The 17,814-nt window shown below is 71.7% G+C and carries 11 protein-coding genes; 7 read left to right on the top strand and 4 right to left on the bottom strand.

The genetic code is table 11. The features are described from left to right. Positions 1-101 precede the first annotated feature (101 nt). Both IE153_RS05095 and galE read left to right on the top strand, forming a co-directional pair. Positions 102-1,985 (top strand): glycosyltransferase family 2 protein, encoded by a 1,884-nt coding sequence (locus IE153_RS05095; RefSeq protein ID WP_189588584.1) that lies wholly within the window; start codon positions 102-104, stop codon positions 1,983-1,985. Positions 1,986-2,063: 78 nt separating this feature from the next. Next, the gene (galE, locus tag IE153_RS05090; RefSeq protein ID WP_189588583.1) at positions 2,064-3,044 is read left to right on the top strand and encodes a UDP-glucose 4-epimerase GalE; all 981 of its coding nucleotides are present in this window, start codon (positions 2,064-2,066) and stop codon (positions 3,042-3,044) included. 42 nt (positions 3,045-3,086) lie between these two features. On the opposite strand, the gene IE153_RS05085 is transcribed toward galE, so the two are convergent. Beyond that, entirely contained in the window at positions 3,087-3,713 is a 627-nt protein-coding gene (locus IE153_RS05085; protein WP_189588582.1) for a TetR/AcrR family transcriptional regulator, read from the bottom strand. A 183-nt stretch (positions 3,714-3,896) separates the two neighbouring features. Between IE153_RS05085 and IE153_RS05080 the strand changes: the two genes are divergently transcribed. The 4 genes from IE153_RS05080 (at position 3,897) to IE153_RS05065 (ending at position 9,635) form a co-directional block, all read left to right on the top strand. Then, positions 3,897-4,811 carry an ABC transporter permease gene (locus tag IE153_RS05080; RefSeq protein WP_189588581.1) on the top strand — a complete coding sequence of 305 codons (915 nt, stop codon included), beginning with the start codon at positions 3,897-3,899 and terminating at the stop codon, positions 4,809-4,811. Next, a complete protein-coding gene (locus tag IE153_RS05075; RefSeq protein WP_189588580.1) occupies positions 4,804-5,640 on the top strand; it encodes an ABC transporter ATP-binding protein in 837 nt (278 codons plus the stop codon). Before IE153_RS05080 ends, IE153_RS05075 begins: the two co-directional genes overlap by 8 nt. 156 nt (positions 5,641-5,796) lie before the next feature. Next, positions 5,797-7,992: a CDP-glycerol glycerophosphotransferase family protein gene (locus IE153_RS05070; RefSeq protein ID WP_189588579.1), complete on the top strand. Its 2,196-nt coding sequence runs from the start codon at positions 5,797-5,799 to the stop codon at positions 7,990-7,992. Next, on the top strand, positions 7,989-9,635 hold the full coding sequence (locus IE153_RS05065) for a glycosyltransferase family 2 protein (protein WP_189588578.1): 1,647 nt from the start codon (positions 7,989-7,991) through the stop codon (positions 9,633-9,635). Before IE153_RS05070 ends, IE153_RS05065 begins: the two co-directional genes overlap by 4 nt. A gap of 134 nt (positions 9,636-9,769) precedes the next feature. Here the strand turns inward: IE153_RS05065 and IE153_RS05060 are convergent, their stop codons facing one another. The 3 genes from IE153_RS05060 to IE153_RS05050 form a co-directional block, all read right to left on the bottom strand. Then, entirely contained in the window at positions 9,770-14,722 is a 4,953-nt protein-coding gene (locus IE153_RS05060) for an NAD-glutamate dehydrogenase (RefSeq protein WP_189588577.1), read from the bottom strand. Positions 14,723-15,180: 458 nt separating this feature from the next. After that, entirely contained in the window at positions 15,181-15,846 is a 666-nt protein-coding gene (locus tag IE153_RS05055) for an HAD family hydrolase (RefSeq protein ID WP_189588576.1), read from the bottom strand. A 69-nt stretch (positions 15,847-15,915) separates the two neighbouring features. Then, positions 15,916-16,419, bottom strand: a complete 504-nt coding sequence (locus tag IE153_RS05050; protein WP_189588575.1) for a DUF6912 family protein — start codon at positions 16,417-16,419, stop codon at positions 15,916-15,918. 1,057 nt (positions 16,420-17,476) lie between these two features. Here IE153_RS05050 and IE153_RS42865 point away from each other — a divergent pair. Further along, on the top strand, positions 17,477-17,797 hold the full coding sequence (locus IE153_RS42865) for an Rv3235 family protein (protein WP_438817899.1): 321 nt from the start codon (positions 17,477-17,479) through the stop codon (positions 17,795-17,797). Positions 17,798-17,814: the final 17 nt, after the last annotated feature.

The following is a 17,814-nucleotide window of genomic DNA, read 5'->3' as shown; positions in this document are numbered from 1 at the left end:
CGCTCTTCACGGCCCGATTCTGTGCCGAATAAGAGGCATAGCAGGGGTTTGATGGTGTGTTAGCACTTTCATGTCATTCGCCCGGCTTACGATCCACCGTGATGAATGCCGAGAGTGAGACCGCGAGGGATACCGAGGGACATGCCGCCGGGCATGGCGACGGGCAGGGCGAGAGGCCGCCCGCCGAGGTCTCCGTCGTGGTGATCGGTTACGACGACGCCGCGCACGTGACGGACGCCGTGCGCTCGGCGCTCGCCCAGGGGCCGGCCGTGCGCGAGGTGGTGGCCGTCGACGACTGCTCGAGGGACGGCAGCGTCGGCCTGCTGGAACGGCTGTCCGCCTCGGAGCCACGCCTGAAGGTGATCCGCCGCCGGGCCAACAGCGGTGGCTGCGGCACCCCGCGCAACACCGGGCTCGACGCGGTGACCTCGCCGTACGTGATGTTCCTGGACAGCGACGACGTCCTGCCGCCCGGCGCGGTCGACGCGCTGCTGGCGGCGGCCGAGGGTGCGCACGCGGAGGTGGCGGGCGGTCTGTGTGTACGCCGGGAACTGCCGTCGGGGCGCGAAGTCCCCTGGCAGCCGCGCCTCTACGCGCTGCACACCGTGGTGCCGCGCCCCGCGCAGCGAACGCGTCTGGTCCACGACACGCTGTGCGTCAACAAGCTCTACCGCACCGCCTTCCTGCGCGCGCACGGTATCCGCTTCCCCGAGGGCCGCTTCCCGTACGAGGACGTCGTCTTCACCGCGCGCCTCCTGGCCGCGGCGCCGCGCATCGCCCTGATCCCGGACCGGGTGTACGTCTGGCACGTGCGCCGGTCGGAGGCGCGGCTGTCGATCTCCCTGGACCGGTCCGGTGTCGAGAACTGGCGGGCCCGGACGGAGGCGTGCCGCCAGGCGTACGAGGTGCTGCTGGGCGCCGGGCAGAAGGAACTCGCGCGGACCGCGCGCGCCAAGTTCCTCGACCACGACCTGCGGATGTACGTGCGCGAACTCGGGTTGCGCGACGCCGCCTACCAGCGCGCGTGGTGGGAGCTCACGCGGGCGCATCTCGCGGAGTACGACGCCGACGACTGGGCGCGCAACCCGGCCGCTCCCGGCCGGCTGATCGGGCGGGTCGTCCTGGCCTCGGCGGAGCCCTGCGACCTCCCCCGGCTGCGGGAGCTCGCGGCCCGCCCGGCCCGCCTGTACCCGCCGTACGCCCGCGCCGCGGACGGCACGCCCGTCTGGTCGGACGCCCTCCCGCAGGTCTCCCTGGAGCCGTTGCGGGCCCGGCCGGTGCGGACACTGCCCCTCGCCGTCGACGCGGAACTGCGGCCGGGCGCGCGGGGCACCCGACTGCGGCTGCGCCTGCACGAGTTGTACGGGCGGGTGGCGCAGGCGGGGCCGGAGACGGTGGACGTGGAGTGGCGGCACCGGGACGACGGGGACGCGGTGATCCGCGGCGCGAGCCTGCCGCTCGCGCCGTGCGCGGGGGTGCCCGGCGCCGACGAAACCGCCGGTTCAGCGGGTCGCGGCGGTTCCGGCGGTCCAGCCGGTCGCAACGGCTCAGCCGGTCGTGGCAATTCCGCCGGTCCGGCCGGTCCAGCCGGTCGCGGCGACTCAGCCGGTCGCAACGGCTCAGCCGGTCGTGGCAATTCCGCCGGTCCAGCCGGTCCAGCCGGCCACGGTGGATCCGCCGGTTCCGGCGTCACCTGGTCGGCTGAGGCAGCCGTCGATCTCCTCCCGCTGGCCGCGCTCGGCGCCGGCACCTGGGACCTGCGCCTCCGCATCCGCTTCCGTGACGGCGCGAGCCGCGACGTCACGGCGCACGCCCTCACGGGCGCCGGTCTGCTGCGCCGCCGCGCCGTCCCGAGCGCCCGGCACGGCGTGGTACTCGTACAGCCGTACACCACCCACTCCGGCGCGCTGGCGCTGCGGGTGGCCCCCGGCGTACGCGGGGTGCTGTCGGTCGTACGCGCACGACTGCGCCGCCTGCTTCACTGAGAGCACGCGAGTACGACCACCACGACGGACCGGCGCACAGCACCACCACGGGCGAAACTGACGAGGGGACGGCCACACATGACCTGGTTGATCACCGGCGGCGCCGGCTACATCGGCGCGCACGTCGTACGGGCGATGACCGCGGCGGGCGAACAGGCGGTGGTCTACGACGACCTGTCCACCGGCATCGCCGAGCGCGTGCCCGACGGGGTGGAGTTGGTGGTGGGCTCGACCCTGGACGCCGAGCGGCTCGCCCGCACCCTCGCGGACCACGAGGTCACCGGCGTCGTTCACCTCGCGGCGAAGAAGCAGGTGGGCGAGTCCGTCGAACTGCCCCTGCACTACTACCGGGAGAACGTCGAGGGCCTGCGGATCCTGCTGGACGCCGTCACGGCGGCGAAGGTGGCGTCCTTCGTCTTCTCCTCCTCGGCGGCGGTGTACGGCATGCCGGACGTGGACCTGGTCACGGAGGAGACGCCGTGCCTGCCCATGTCGCCCTACGGCGAGACCAAGCTGGCCGGTGAGTGGCTGGTCCGCGCGACGGGCCGGGCCACGGGGCTGTCGACGGCGTCCCTGCGCTACTTCAACGTGGCGGGGGCGGCGGGTCCGGAGCTCGCGGACGCCGGTGTCTTCAACCTCGTGCCCATGGTCTTCGAGAAGCTCACGCAGGGCGTGCCGCCGCGCGTCTTCGGCGACGACTACCCGACCCCGGACGGCACCTGCGTGCGGGACTACATCCACGTCGTCGACCTGGCCGAGGCCCATGTCGCGGCGGCCCGGGCCCTGCGCTCCTCCCCCGGCCGCGACCTCACGCTGAACATCGGCCGGGGCGAGGGCGTCTCCGTCCGCGAGATGATCGACCGCATCAACGCGGTGACCGGCTACGACCGTCCGCCCGCGGTCACCCCCCGCCGCCCGGGCGACCCGGCCCGCGTCGTCGCCTCAGCCGACCGCGCGGCGGCGGAACTGGGCTGGAAGGCCCGGCTCGACGCCCAGGACATGATCACGTCCGCGTGGGAGGGGTGGCTGCGGCTGCACCCGGAGGCGGGGCGGGGCTGACCCCGCCTGTCGCCGGACCACTCTCCCTGACGGCGGAGCCCCTCAGAGCGCCCGCAACGCCTCCGCCGTGGCCCGGGCCAGGGAACCCAGGTAGCCCTTCGGCAGCTTCGGGGTGCGGATCACCACCGAGCGCCAGTACAGCGGGCCGGAGATCAGGTCGAGCGCGAGGTCGTGGTCGAGGCCCTCGCGGAGCTCCCCGCGGCGTTCCGCCGCCGTCACGATGCCGGTGGCGACGCCGTCCTGCCCCTCGCGCAGGGCCTTCTGCATGGCCTCGGCGATCTCGGGGTTGCGGGCCGCCTCGGCCTGGAGGTCGGGGATGATCTGCGAGGCGACGGGGTGGCGCAGGGCGCGGGACGTCACCTCGTAGAGGAGCCGCAGGTCGCCCTCGAGGGAGCCGGTGTCCGGCGCGGGCAGGCCCTGCACGGCGAGTGCCGAGACGATGTCGAGCACCAGGTGCAGCTTCGAGCGCCAGCGGCGGTACACCGCCGTCTTCCCGACTCCCGCCCGGCGCGCGATCCCCTCGATGGACATCCGCGCGTACCCGACGGCCGCGAGCTCCTCGAAGACGGCCGCCCGGATCGCTTCCGTCACGTCCTCCCGCAGTACGGCCGCCCCCGCGGGGGCCCGGCGGCGCGGGGGCTGCTGGGGCTCGTCGGGCTTCGTCGTCATGCCGACAGCATAGGGCGTCACGACGAGACGGTTGCGTTCCGACGTTCACCCGACGTACGCTCCCGTTACGACGATACGGTCCCGTCCCGACGTAAGAATTCGTGAAGAGTCCGGTAAAAGCCACCCCACCCCTTGCTCTTCGCGGCCCCCTGGTCCCACAGCCCCCGAGCGAAAGCAGCGGATGTGAGTACGGTCCTCCACACACCGCCCCAGCCTCCGGCCACTGCCGCCGACGACCTCACGGCCCTCGCCGCCCGCCACGGCCTCTCGGTCAGCGGCGCCCGGCCCTCCCTGCCCGAGTACGTCCGCCAGCTGTGGGCCCGCCGCCACTTCATCACCGCGTTCGCCACCGCCAAGCTCACCGCCCAGTACAGCCAGGCGAAGCTCGGCCAGGTCTGGCAGGTGATGACCCCGCTGCTGAACGCGGCGGTCTACTACTTCATCTTCGGCGTGCTGCTCGGCACCAAGCACGGCGTGCCGGACTACATCCCGTTCCTGGTCACGGGCGTGTTCATCTGGACGTTCACGCAGAGCTCGATCATGGCGGGCACCCGCGCCATCTCCGGCAACCTCGGCCTGGTGCGCGCCCTGCACTTCCCGCGCGCCGCGCTGCCGATCTCCTTCTGCCTCCAGCAGCTCCAGCAGCTGCTGTTCTCGATGGGCGCGCTGGTCGTCATCCTGCTCTGCTTCGGCGTGCCGGTCGGCGTGTCCTGGTTGCTGGCGCTCCCGGCCCTGTTCCTGCAGTTCACGTTCAACGCGGGCGTCTCCATGGTCATGGCCCGGATGGGTGCCAAGACCCCCGATATCGCCCAGCTGATGCCGTTCGTGCTGCGCACCTGGATGTACGTCTCGGGCGTCATGTGGAGCATCGACAAGCTGGCGGAGAACGACAGCCTGCCCCACGCGGTGAAGATCGCGCTGGCGGCCAACCCGGCCGCCGTCTACATCGACCTGATGCGCTTCGCCCTGATCGACAGCTTCCACGCGAGCCAGCTCCCCGCCCACGTGTGGGCGATCGCCACCGCCTGGGCACTGATCGCCGGGGTCGGCGGCTTCATCTACTTCTGGAAGGCTGAGGAGACGTACGGCCGTGGCTGAGCACCCGAACGAGAAGATCCCCACCGTCGTCGCCGACGGCGTCGACATCGTCTACCGCGTCAACGGCACCGGCGCCGGACGCGGCTCCGCGACCGCCGCCCTCAACCGCATCGTGCGCCGCAAGCAGACCGAGAAGGCATCGGGCGTGCGCCGGGTGCACGCGGTGAGGAACGTGTCCTTCGTCGCCTACCGGGGCGAGGCGATCGGCCTGATCGGCACCAACGGCTCCGGAAAATCGACCCTGCTGAAGGCCGTCGCCGGGCTCCTCCCCGTGGAGAACGGCCGTATCTACACCGACGGTCAGCCCTCTCTGCTCGGCGTCAACGCCGCCCTGATGAACGACCTGACCGGCGAGCGCAACGTGCACCTCGGCGGCCTGGCCATGGGCATGTCCCGCGAACAGATCAAGGACCGCTACCAGGAGATCGTCGACTTCTCGGGCATCAACGAGAAGGGCGACTTCATCACCCTGCCGATGCGGACGTACTCCTCCGGCATGGCGGCCCGCCTGCGGTTCTCCATCGCCGCCGCCAAGGACCACGACGTCCTGCTGATCGACGAGGCGCTGGCCACCGGCGACCGCTCCTTCCAGAAGCGCTCCGAGGAGCGCATCCGCGAGCTGCGCAAGCACGCGGGCACGGTGTTCCTGGTCAGCCACAACAACAAGTCGATCCGCGACACCTGCGACCGGGTGCTGTGGCTGGAGCGCGGCGAGCTGCGCATGGACGGGCCGACGGAGGACGTCCTCAAGGAGTACGAGGCGTTCACCGGCGACAAGGCGGACAAGCCGAAGCCGAAAGCCAGGCCGAAGGTCGCCGTCTCGTCGTGAAGGCCGGCGTCCCCTCGTAAGGCCGGCGTCCCCTCGTAAGGGCGGCCGTTCCCTTGTAAGGGCGGCCGTTCCCTCGTGAGGCCCACCCGGTCGGCCCTTTTGTCTCATTGATGGCAGCATGACCGCATACGGTGCAGCTGCGAGAGGGGGTCCCCGATGGCCGAGCTCAGCGTCGTCGTCCACGGGCCGAACGTTCAGGACCATCTGACGGAACTCCTCGACTCCCTCGCCGCCCACTCCCTCCCGGACGCCGAGGTGATCGTGGCGGCGGTCGGCGACTGGGCCCGGGAGACGGCCGAGCGGCACGCCCCCGACGTGCAGGTCGTGCCGTTGCCGGACGGCACGGGCGACGCGGCGGCCCGGGCGGCGGGCGCGGCCCGGGCCTCCGGCCGCTGGCTGCACTTCGTCCACGCCAAGGACGGCCTGCCCGCCGGCACCCCGCGCACAGTCGCCGAACGGGTCGCCGAACTCCCCGGTGAGGTCGACGTCCTCCTCCTGGACCACGTCCGCAGCACCTGGCACACCTCCGGCATGCCCTCCCCGGACGGCTCGATCCTCGCCCGGGCGGGCCGCGCCGACGTCACCCTCGACGACTGCGCCCCGCTGCTGCGGCTGACCCCGCTGCTCGGCACCCGGGTCCTGCGCGCGGACTTCTGGCGGGCGCACGAGTCGCGGCTCAGCGCCGACGACGAGCCGTACGCCGCCCTGGCCGCCCTGCTGCTCGCCGACCGCGTCGCCTGCCTGCCGCACGTCGCCTACGAGGACCGCCGGCTGCGCCCCGCGAGCCTGCCCCCGGTCACGCCCGAGCAGCGCTACGGCCTCGTCGAGCGCTACGAGTCGCTCCTCGACCTCACCCGCGACCGGCGCGCCGCGCACACCGTGCTCTACGACCTCATGGTCCGCGACTGCCTGCGCACCTTCGCGCGCGGTGGCATGCCGGAGGAGGTCGCGCGGGAGTTCTTCCGCCGGGCGTCCCTGGCCGCCCTGCGCCGCCGCCCCGAGAACCACCGCCGTCCGGCCGGGCTCGAAGGCGTCCGCCGCTCCCTCCTGGAGGAGGGCGCCTACGCGAAGTACCGCGCCTTCCAGGCCGTCAACCGCACCCGCCGCACCGCCAAGTCGGCCCTGCGGACCCGCAAGCGCCAGGCCGGCGCCAAGCTCCGCGACCACCAGTACCGCAGGGCGCTCGGCCGCCCCGTCAATCCGCATCTCGCCGTGTTCTCGGCGTACTGGAACCGCGGCGTCGCCTGCAATCCCGCCGCGATCGCCGCCAAGCTCGCCGAACTGGCCCCGCAGATCCACGCGGTGTGGGTGGTCACTGAGGAGAACGCGGCCCTCCTGCCGCCCGGCACCGACCACGTCGTGCCCGGCAGCCGCCGCTACTGGGAGGCGCTGGCGACCGCCAAGTACCTCGTCAACAACGTCAACTTCCCGAACGCGGTGGTCAAACGCCCGGACGCGATCCACGTCCAGACCCACCACGGCACGCCCCTGAAGCGCATGGGCATCGACCAGGTGGCGTTCCCGGCCGCCGCGCAGGGCCTGGACTTCCCGGCGCTGCTGGAGCGCATCGACAAGTGGGACTTCAGCGTCTCCGCCAACAGCCACACCACCCGCATGTGGGAGCGGGCGTACCCGTCGCGTTACGTCTCCCTGGACCACGGCTATCCGCGCAACGACGTGTACTACACGGCCGGCGCCGGCGACATCCGCAGGGTCCGCGACCGCCTCGGCATCACCCCGGGCCGCCGTGCCGTCCTCTACGCGCCCACCCACCGCGACTACGAGGCCGGCTGGACCCCGCGCCTGGACCTCGCCGCCCTCTCCGACCGCCTGGGCGAGGACACGGTCCTGCTCGTGCGCGGTCACTACTTCTACGGCGGCGCCGCCACCCCGCTCACGAACCTGCGCCGCACCGGCCGGATCATCGACGTCTCCTCCTACGACCCGGTCGAGGAACTGTGCCTGGCGGCGGACGTCCTGGTCACGGACTACTCCTCGATCATGTTCGACTACGCCAACCTCGACCGGCCGATCGTGATCCACGCCGACGACTGGGAGACGTACCGCACGACCCGCGGCGTGTACTTCGACCTCATGGCGGAGGCCCCGGGCCCGGTCGCCCGCACCCAGCAGGAACTGACGGAGATCCTCACCACCGAGGCCTGGCGCGACGAGGGCGCGGCGAAGACCCGGGCCGTCTTCCGGCGCCGGTTCTGCGAGTACGACGACGGACGCGCCGCCGAACGCGTCGTCCGCCGGGTCTTCCTCGGCCAGGACGGACGGGACCTACCGCCCGTGCTGCCGATCGAGGAACGCACTCCGGCCCCGACCCCACAGGAGGCGACCGCATGAGCACCCCCGACGTCACCGTGACGGTCATCGTCTACAACGACGCCGAACGGCTCACCCGCGCGGTCGAATCGGTCCGCCGCCAGACCCACGCCAACCTCGAGATCGTCATCAGTGACGACCACTCCACGGACGCGACTCCGGCCGTGGCTCAGCGGCTCGCGGCCCAGGACCCCCGCATCCGCCATCTGCGCCTGGAGCGGAACAGCGGCGGCTGCAGCGCCCCGCGCAACCGCGCCCTGCAGCTCGCGCGGGCGCCGTTCCTGATGTTCCTCGACAGTGACGACGAACTCCCCGACAACGCCGTGGAACTGCTGCTCGCCGCGCACCGCGAACGCGAGATCGACTTCGCGATGGGAGCAGTGCAACGGGTCCGCGTGGACAACGGCCGCCGCTCGACGTGGATGCCGCACCTGGTCGCCGAGCGCCGCACCCTCGACGGCATCGAGGCCGACCCGCGGCTGTTCTTCGAGCACCTGTCCACCAGCAAGATGTACGCCCGCGCCTTCCTCGACCGGCACGACCTGCGCTTCCCCGAGGGCATCCACTACGAGGACCAGCTGTTCTCGGCGCAGGCGTACTGCCTGGCCAAGACCTTCACGATCATTCCGGAGCCGGTCTACCGCTGGTATGTGGCGCCCTTCGCGGCCTCCGAGACGGCCTCGATATCCAACCAGCGGCACAAGCTGGCCAACGTCCGGGACCGCGTCCACGTCCAGCACCTCATCGACGCGTTCCTGTCCGAGAGCGGGCACGAGTCGCTGCGCGAGGACAAGGACCACAAGTTCCTCAAGCACGACTTCCGGATGTACGCCGGTGACCTGCCCTACCGGGACGACGCCTGGCTGACGTCCTTCGCGGACATCGTCACCCCCTACCTCGACACGCTCACGCCGGGTGCGTTCGCGCGTCTCCCGCGCGCCGAACGCGTCGTCGTCCAGCTGATCCGCGACCGCCGGCTGCCGGAGGCCCGCCTGGCAGCCCGAGGCCTCGGCCACGGAGTGGGCCCGAGGCGCGTGACCGCCGACGCGGAAGGCCGCACCTACTGGGGGGACCGAGTCCCCGAGTCGGAATGGGCACGCCGGGAACTGGACATCTCCGACCTGGAGTTGGAGACCCGCCCCTTCCCGAGCGCCCAGTTCCGCCACGAGATCACGGAGATCACCCGGGGCCCGGGCGCCTCGATCGACCTCGCGATCCGCACCTACGACCCGGCGCTGCGCCTCCCCGTGGGCCCGCAACGGGCGACGCTTCTCATCGCCCCGGGCGGCCGCCGCCTACGCGTCCACTTCCGCCTCTCCCCCGTGCGTCCCGGCCTCTTCGAGGGCCACGCCCACCTGGACCTCGGGGCGGCCTCGCTCCCCCTCCACGGGTTCGCGGGCATCCGCCACCCGCTGCTCCGCCTCCAGCACCAGGGCCTCTCCCACACGGGCCTGCTCCTGGCCCCCCTGACCTTCCCCACCCTGACGACCCGCGTCCCCTCCCACCACCTGACGGTGGAACCGGAGGGCCACGCCCCGGGCCGCCTCCAGGTCCGCTGGGAGCCGGTGGGGGTCACGGCGAAGCTGATCCGCCCGACGGCCCGCAGACTGGCCCGCCCGAGGGTGAAGAGGGCCGTGCGGCTGGTGGCGAGCGCGCTCAAGTAGCCCCGCGTCCCGGCCCCGGGCGGCCAGCTCCTCGTGCTGGAACACCCAGGTCCGGTAGACGCCGAAGCGGCCCAAGAACAGGCGCCCCGGGCCGATTCCGGCCCGGGGCGCCTGTCACGCCGTACGTCCCGCCGCTACGAGTGCGTGCGCAGCAGCGTCCTCATCGTGCGCATCGCCACCGACAGGTTGGCGAGGTCGAACGACTCGGAGCTCTGGATCTCCTCCAGCGTGGCGCGGGCCCGGCCGAGGATCGCCGCGTTCTTCTGCTCCCACGCCTTGTAGCGCTGCTCGGGCGTCGAGGTGCCGTCACCCACGGCCAGGACGTCGGCGGTCACCGCCGCGTGCGCCGCGTACAGGTCCTCGCGGATCGCCGCACGGGCCATGGACTGCCAGCGGTCGGTGCGGGGCAGCTCGGAGATGCGGTCCATGAGCTGGGTGATGCGCAGCCGGTCGGCGAGGTCGTAGTAGACCTCGGCGACGTCCAGCGGTTCCCGGTCCATGCGGTCGGCGATCGAGACGATGTCGAGCGTCGGGAAGGCCGAGGAGAAGCCCGCCACCCGGGTGGCGAGTTCGTCCGGGACGCCGACGCCCGTCAGTTCGTCGTAGATCTTCCCGTACCACTCCTGGTCGGCGCCGCGCAGCAGCTTGGGCAGCTGCGACCAGACCTGCTCGACGCGGTCGGCGAAGAAGTCGACGGTCTCGGCCAGCTGCAGCGGCTGCGGCCGGTTGTTGAGCAGCCAGCGCGTGCCGCGCTCCACCAGGCGGCGGGCGTGCAGCCGGATGCGGGTCTGGACCTCGGCCTCGACCTTGTTGTCGAGTGCTTCGACCCCGTCCCACACCGGGGACTGGCGGAAGATCGCCCGGGCCGCGGTCTGCGCCCGCACGATCTCCTCCAGCGACGCGCCGGTCTCCTCGCGCAGCCGGTGCAGATACGTCGTACCGCCCGTGTTCACCGTGTCGTTGACCAGCACGGTCGTGGTGATCTCACGGCGCAGCGGGTGGCAGACGAGGTGCTCGGGGAACTGCTCGCGCAGCTCGGTCGGGAAGTACGCGTGCAGCAGGGTGCTCAGGTACGGGTCGTCCGGCAGCGAGGTGTGCAGCAGCTCCTCGGCGACCGTGATCTTCGTGTACGCCAGCAGCACGGCCGTCTCCGGGCCGGTCAGGCCCTGCCCCTGGGCGAGCCGCTCGCGGATCTGCCGGTCGGTGGGCAGGAACTCCAGCGCCCGGTCGAGATGACCCTCCCTGACCAGGTGCTTCATGAAGCGCTGCTGGGCGTGGAGCATGGCGCTGGACTGGGCGAGGGCGTTGGCGATCGCCGTGTTCTGCGCGTAGTTGTTGCGCAGCACCAGGTGGCCGACCTCGTCGGTCATCTCGGCGAGCAGCTTGTTGCGCTGCTTGACGGTCATGTCACCGTCCCGGACCAGGCCGTTGAGCAGGATCTTGATGTTCACCTCGTGGTCGGAGGTGTCCACGCCCGCGCTGTTGTCGATGGCGTCGGTGTTGATCCGGCCGCCCTGCAGCGCGAACTCGATCCGGCCGAGCTGGGTCAGGCCGAGGTTGCCGCCCTCTCCGACGACCTTGACGCGCAGGTCCTCGCCGTTGACGCGGATGGCGTCGTTGGCCTTGTCGCCGACATCCGCGTTGGACTCGGTGGAGGACTTGACGTACGTGCCGATGCCGCCGTTCCACAGCAGGTCCACCGGCGCGTGCAGGATCGCCTTCATCAGGTCGGCCGGGGTCAGCTTGGTGACCTTGGCCTCGATGCCGAGGGCCTCGCGGATGTGCGCGTTGACCGGGATCGCCTTGGCCGTGCGCGGGAAGATGCCGCCGCCGGCCGACAGCAGGTCCTTGTCGTAGTCCTCCCAGCTGGAGCGGGGCAGCTCGAACAGGCGGCGGCGCTCGGCGTAGGAGGTGGCGGCGTCCGGGTTCGGGTCGATGAAGATGTGCCGGTGGTCGAAGGCGGCCACCAGGCGGATGTGCTCGGAGAGCAGCATGCCGTTGCCGAACACGTCACCGGACATGTCGCCGATGCCGACGACCGTGAAGTCCTCGGTCTGGGTGTCGACGCCCATGTCGCGGAAGTGCCGCTTGACGGACTCCCAGGCGCCGCGGGCGGTGATGCCCATGCCCTTGTGGTCGTAGCCGGCGGAGCCGCCGGAGGCGAAGGCGTCACCGAGCCAGAAGTTGTAGTTCTCGGCGACCCCGTTGGCGATGTCGGAGAAGGTCGCGGTGCCCTTGTCGGCGGCGACGACGAGGTAGGTGTCGTCCTCGTCGTGCCGGACGACGTCCGCCGGGGGCACGACCTCGCCGGCGACCATGTTGTCGGTGATGTCGAGCAGGGCCGAGATGAACGTCTTGTAGCTGGCGACGCCCTCGGCGAGCCACGCGTCCCGGTCCACGGACGGGTCGGGCAGCTGCTTGGCGACGAAGCCGCCCTTGGCGCCCACCGGCACGATGACGGTGTTCTTGACCATCTGCGCCTTGACCAGGCCGAGGATCTCGGTGCGGAAGTCCTCACGCCGGTCGGACCAGCGCAGGCCACCGCGCGCGACCTTGCCGAAGCGCAGGTGCACGCCCTCGACGCGCGGCGAGTACACCCAGATCTCGAACGCCGGGCGGGGTGCCGGCAGGTCGGGGATGGCCTGCGGGTCGAACTTCATGGAGACGTAGTCGTGCGGCTTGCCGCCCGCGGCCTCCTGGAAGAAGTTGGTCCGCAGCGTCGCCTTGATGACCGTCAGGAAGGACCTGAGGATCCGGTCCTCGTCGAGCGAGGCCACCTGGTCGAGGGCCGCGTCGACCTCCTCCAGCAGCGCGTCCACGATCTCGTGCCCCGCGCGCTGCCGGTCGGGCGACATCCGCGCCTCGAACAGGGAGACGAGCAGGCGGGTGGTGTGGACGTTGTTGCGGAGGGTGTCCTCCATGTAGTCCTGGCTGAACGTCGACGCGGCCTGGCGCAGGTACTTGGCGTACGCCCGCAGGACCACCGCCTGGCGCCAGGTCAGCCCGGCGCTCAGCACGAGGGCGTTGAAGCCGTCGTTCTCCGCCTTGCCGGTCCAGGTGGCGGAGAAGGCGTCCTGGAAGCGCTCGCGGGCGTCGTCGCCGAAGTAGTCGCCGCCGCCGTTGGCGCGGGGCATGCGCAGACCGAAGTCGTAGATCCAGGCCACGCTGCGGTCCGAGCAGCGCAGTTCGTACGGCCGCTCGTCGACGACCTCGACACCGAGCCGGTTGAGGACCGGCAGGACGGCAGAGAGGGAGATCGCGTCGCCCGTGCGGTAGATCTTGAAGCGGCGCTCCTCGGGGGCGGCGCCCACCGGCTCGTAGAGGCTGAGCGCGAAGTCCTTGTCCGCCTCGCTGTTCAGCTGCTCGAGGTGGACGAGGTCGGCGACCGCGGCGCGCGGGTTGTGGTCGGCCTTGTAGCCCTCGGGGAAGGCGTGCGCGTAGCGGCGCATCGCCTCGGCCGCGTGCTCCTCGCCGAGCTCGGCGTTGAGCGCCTCGGCGAAGGCGTCCTCCCAGGAGCGGGCGGCCTCCACCAGCCGGGCCTCGATGCGCTCCTTGTCGGAGTCGGACAGCTCCGGCAGTTCGGTGCCCTGCGGGACCCGGACCACGAAGTGCAGCCGGGACAGGATCGACTCGGTGTTCCAGGCGGTGAAGTCGACGCTGATGCCGCCCAGCTCCTCCTTCAGGATCTCGATGATCCGCAGGCGGACGGCCGTGGTGTAGCGGTCGCGCGGGAGGTAGACGAGGGCCGAGTAGTAGCGCCCGTACTCGTCCTGGCGCAGGTAGAGCCTGAGGCGCCTGCGCTCCTGGAGGTAGAGCACGGAGGTGACGATGGCCCGCAGCTCGTCGGCCGGGGTCTGGAAGAGCTCGTCGCGCGGGTACGTCTCCAGGATCTGCGTCAGGTCGCGGCCGTCGTGGCTGTTGGGCGAGAATCCCGCCTTCTCCAGGACCTCCTCGACCTTGCGCCGGATGACCGGGACCCGGCGCACGGACTCGGTGTAGGCGGCGGAGGAGAACAGCCCGAGGAACCGGCGCTCGCCGATGACGTTGCCGTCGGCGTCGAACTTCTTGACGCCGATGTAGTCCAGGTACGACGGCCGGTGCACGGTCGCCCGGCTGTTCGCCTTGGTCAGCACGAGCAGCTTGTGCTCGCGCGCCTTGGCCCGGGCATCGGCGGGCAGCCGCTCGAACGAGGGGCTGACCGGGTGGCTCTCCTCGGCCGCGTGGTGCGGGTCCGCGCGCAGTATGCCGAGCCCGGTGCCGGGCACGGCGGCCAGCGAGTCGTCTTCGCGGAGCTGGTACTCGCGGTAGCCGAGGAAGGTGAAGTGGTCGTCGGCCAGCCAGCGCAGCAGCTCGCGGGCCTCTTCGACCTGGGGGCCGGGCAGGTCGGCGGGGATGGGCTCGTCCGGCAGCCCCTCCGCCAGCCGGATCGCCGCCTCGCGCATCTTGCCCCAGTCCTCGACGGCCTCACGCGCGTCGGACAGCACACGCAGCAAGTCGGCGGTGATCTGCTTCAGATCGGCCCGGTCGGTCTCGCGGTCGATCTCGACGTGGATCCAGGACTCGACGTGCGCGTCGTGCGGAAGGTCGCCGGTGGGCGGGGTCGACAGGACCTCGATGAGCTTGCCGGTGACATCGCGCCGCACCACGAACTGGGGGTGGATGACGACGTGGATCCCGCGCCCCTGACGCGTCAGCTCATTGGTGACGGAGTCGACGAGGAAGGGCATGTCGTCGGTGACGACCTCGACCACGGAGTGGCTGCAGGTCCACCCGTTCTCTTCGACGGTAGGGGTGTGCACCCGCACGTTCGCCGTGCCCTGGGGGCGGTTCTCGGCCAGCCGGTAGTGCGATACGGCAGCTCCGAAGACATCGACCGGATCGCGGTCGGTGAGGTCCTCCGGGGCCGTGTGCAGGTAGTAACGCTGGAGGAACGTCAGGAGGGTCTCGCGGTCCGGGGCCTTCTGGGCGTCTGGGGTCTCCTCGCCCGTCGACCCGGTCGGTAGGTGCCCCCCGACCGGGCTGTTCTCAGCTACCCGGGCGGCCCTCTCGAGCAACTCGGCCTTGGCTTCGTCCAGCTTGGTCTGCATTGTCCTCTGGCTCCTGTCGCGCGCCGTTGCGTGACGTAGAAGGAAGTACGGCCTCTGCGCTTACGACCTCACGTCGTGACACGGGGTATCCGGTCTGTTCCGACGCTATGCCGCAAGGTGAGATGAGCGGGGGTGTCTGAGCCATTCTTGAGCTGCTCCACCGGTGTGACGCTGCTCTCTGCGACGCCCGAATCCAGGTGATGCTCGGGGTCCCGGGAGCCTTCGATGTCACGTCCCGCCCGCGAAGACCAGCGACCGCCGCCCGGTCACGGATGTCGTCCGTGCTCTCCGGGCGCAGGGCAGGGACGACGACGTCCCCGCGAACTATCGCGCTGATCACGCCACCAAGGCTATCGCTCCTTACAGGGGCTCCGTCATGAGCCGTATGTGTACAAAACCAGCCCTGGAAGTTTGACGTTCTGCACAGTGTCGCTACCGGTTTCGGTCAGGTGCGCCCGTCAGGCCGCGAGCCGCTCCGCCTCGGCAACCGCTTCCTCAAGCGTGTCCACGACAGGAACGCCGACGGTTTCCAGACTCACCCGACTGTGCGACCCGCCGGTGTACAGCACGGCCCGGGCTCCCACATGCAGCGCGGCCACCGCGTCGTCCGCCGCGTCCCCGATCACCACGGTCCGCTCCGGCGCCACGCCGCTCAGCGACGCGAGGTGCCGCACCATGTGCTCGGCCTTGCTGCCCCCCGACGGCCCGGTCCGCCCGTCCACCCGTATGAAATGCGGCTCGATGCCGAACCCGCGCACCAGCGGAACCAGCTCCTCGTGCACGTACATGCTCAGGATCGACTGGCTGCGCCCCGCGGAGCACCACCCGGCCAGCAGCTCCACGGCCCCCACCGTCAGCCCGCACGCCGTCCGGTGCTCGGCGTAGTACCGGTGGAAGATGTCGTCCATGGCCTCCCACTCGGCCTCGGTCGGCAGCCGCCCCATCAGCCGCTCATAGAACTTCGGCACCGGTACGCAGTACAGCTCCCGGTACTTCTCCAGCGTCAGCGGCTCCAGCCCCAGCTCGGCGAAGGCCGCGTTCGTCGCCCCGATGATCGCGTCGATGTCGTGGAACAGCGTCCCGTTCCAATCCCAGACAATGTGCGCGCCCGTCTTCATCCCCATGCCCAAAAACGTACCCGCCCGCACTGACAATCAAGAGAACGGCACCTCAACGCGCCCCCCGCGGCCGGTTCAGCCTCCGTGGCCCACCAGGTTCGCGATCTCCTGCGTGGCGAACCACAGCAGCTCGTGGTCCTCGGCGCCGTCCACGACGGACTGCGCGTCGTCGTCCCCGCGGTCCGCCGCCGGCAGCGCCTCGGCGGCCGCCGTCACCCCGGCCTGCGCGTCCGCCGCGTCGACGTGCACGGACGCGGCCTTGCCCAACGGCACCGGCCCCGCGACCCGCACCTCCCCCGGCTCCGCCGGGTCGTGATCCGCGCTCGTGGCCCGGTCGGGCACGTCCACAGCGATCACGATCCGGCGCCGCGGGGCCTCGGGCTCAGCCGCCAGCAGGCGCAGTGAGGCCAGCGCGGCCCGGCCGAGCGCCGCGTACTCCAGTTCCTCGATGTCGTCGGAGGCGTACCAGTCGCGCAGCCCTGGCGTCACGGTGAAGGCGACGAACCCGCCGGCTCCCAGCTCACCCGTCTTGTACGCCTCGGCGAGACCGGGGAGGGTCAGGGGCACATAGACACGCATGGCTGGCCGCTTTCGTGGTCATGGTCGTGGTCAGAGGGATCAGGAGAGCTCCGGAGAGCTCCCGGAGGGCCTTCAGGATACGTGCGGGGCGTCCCCTTTCGAGTCCCGGCCCTGGGCGCCGGACGCGTCCACCCCAGGCCCGGAATTCACCCGGCACACCTCCGCGATCTCGGGCTCCACGCCCCCGACATCACCCGGATAGGTGAAGGTTCCGGCGCCCGCGAACCAGGTTCCCGCTTCCTTGCTCCAGCCCCCGTCGGCCCCGTACAAGATCACCAACCCGAAGTTACTCCCCGGTATCAACCGGGCCCACGAAACGGGGACCCCCATGCACAAGGTCATGACCAGGACCCAACACCGCCCGACGTCTCACTCCCCGACGTCCGCCTCCCGCGGCAGCACAGCCCCCGGCACCACCTCGCCCGCCCCCGGCACCGCAGCGCCCCACCGATCTACGAGCACCACACCCCGCGTGCCCGCCGACACCGCCACCCCGCGACCTCCGGCGGACCCCACACCCCGCACCCCCGACACCGCAGCGCCCCACCGATCTACGAGCACCGCACCCGGCACCTCCACGCGCACCGCACCCGCCGCTCTCGACAGCACCGCACCCGACGCCCTGGCCCGCACAGCCCCCCACACCCCCGCGAACCGCACACCCCGCACCCCACCCCGCACCCCCTACAGCGCAGCGCCGCGCCGAGCTCCAAGCACCACACCCCGCACCCCCGCCGGCCCCGGATCCGCCGCGCCCGCCCCCGCCGCTGCCGCACCCCCGCGTTCCCCCGGCAGCGGGCGCTCCCGGCCTTCGGCTGCGGGCGGTCGTCCACCCGCCTCCGCTCGCGCCAGGGCCTCCCGCACCCGCCCGGCGGACACTCGCCCACCGACCCTCGCCCCGACCCGCACAGCCCCCCGCAGGGCCCCGGAGACAGCCGCCACCCGGGCGCCGGGCACGGACCTCGCCGCCCCGGCCTCCACCTCCACCGAAGCCGCCCCGCGCGTCCCGGCTCAAGGGCCCCGGCACGCGGCGATCCCCCAGCCTCTGCCCACCGACGTGTTCGCCGACCTCCTCGTCGCCGTCCTGAGCGGCCACCGCCCCGTCCACTCGATGCTCCGCCACACCCGCGGCCGCGCCTACGACGAACTGGCCTGGCTGGCCGAACGCGGCCCCCTGCGCACCCGCGGCGCCCGCCCCATCGTACGCGACATCGGCTACTTCGAACCCCGGCCGGGCGCCATCGAGGCCTTCGCACGCGTCGGCGCCGGCGACCGGCTGCGCGCCATGGCCTTCCGCCTGGAACTCGGCCAGGACCTCCGCTGGCGCTGCACGGCGGTGGAACTCGGCCCCCGCCCGCCCCGCCCGGAGTCCGACTGAGGCGCACAAAACCGAGG

This window comes from Streptomyces massasporeus (assembly GCF_014648995.1).
Classification (GTDB): domain Bacteria; phylum Actinomycetota; class Actinomycetes; order Streptomycetales; family Streptomycetaceae; genus Streptomyces; species Streptomyces massasporeus.
Note: the sequence above shows the minus strand (reverse complement) of the source record. Positions and strands in the feature narration are given on the sequence as shown.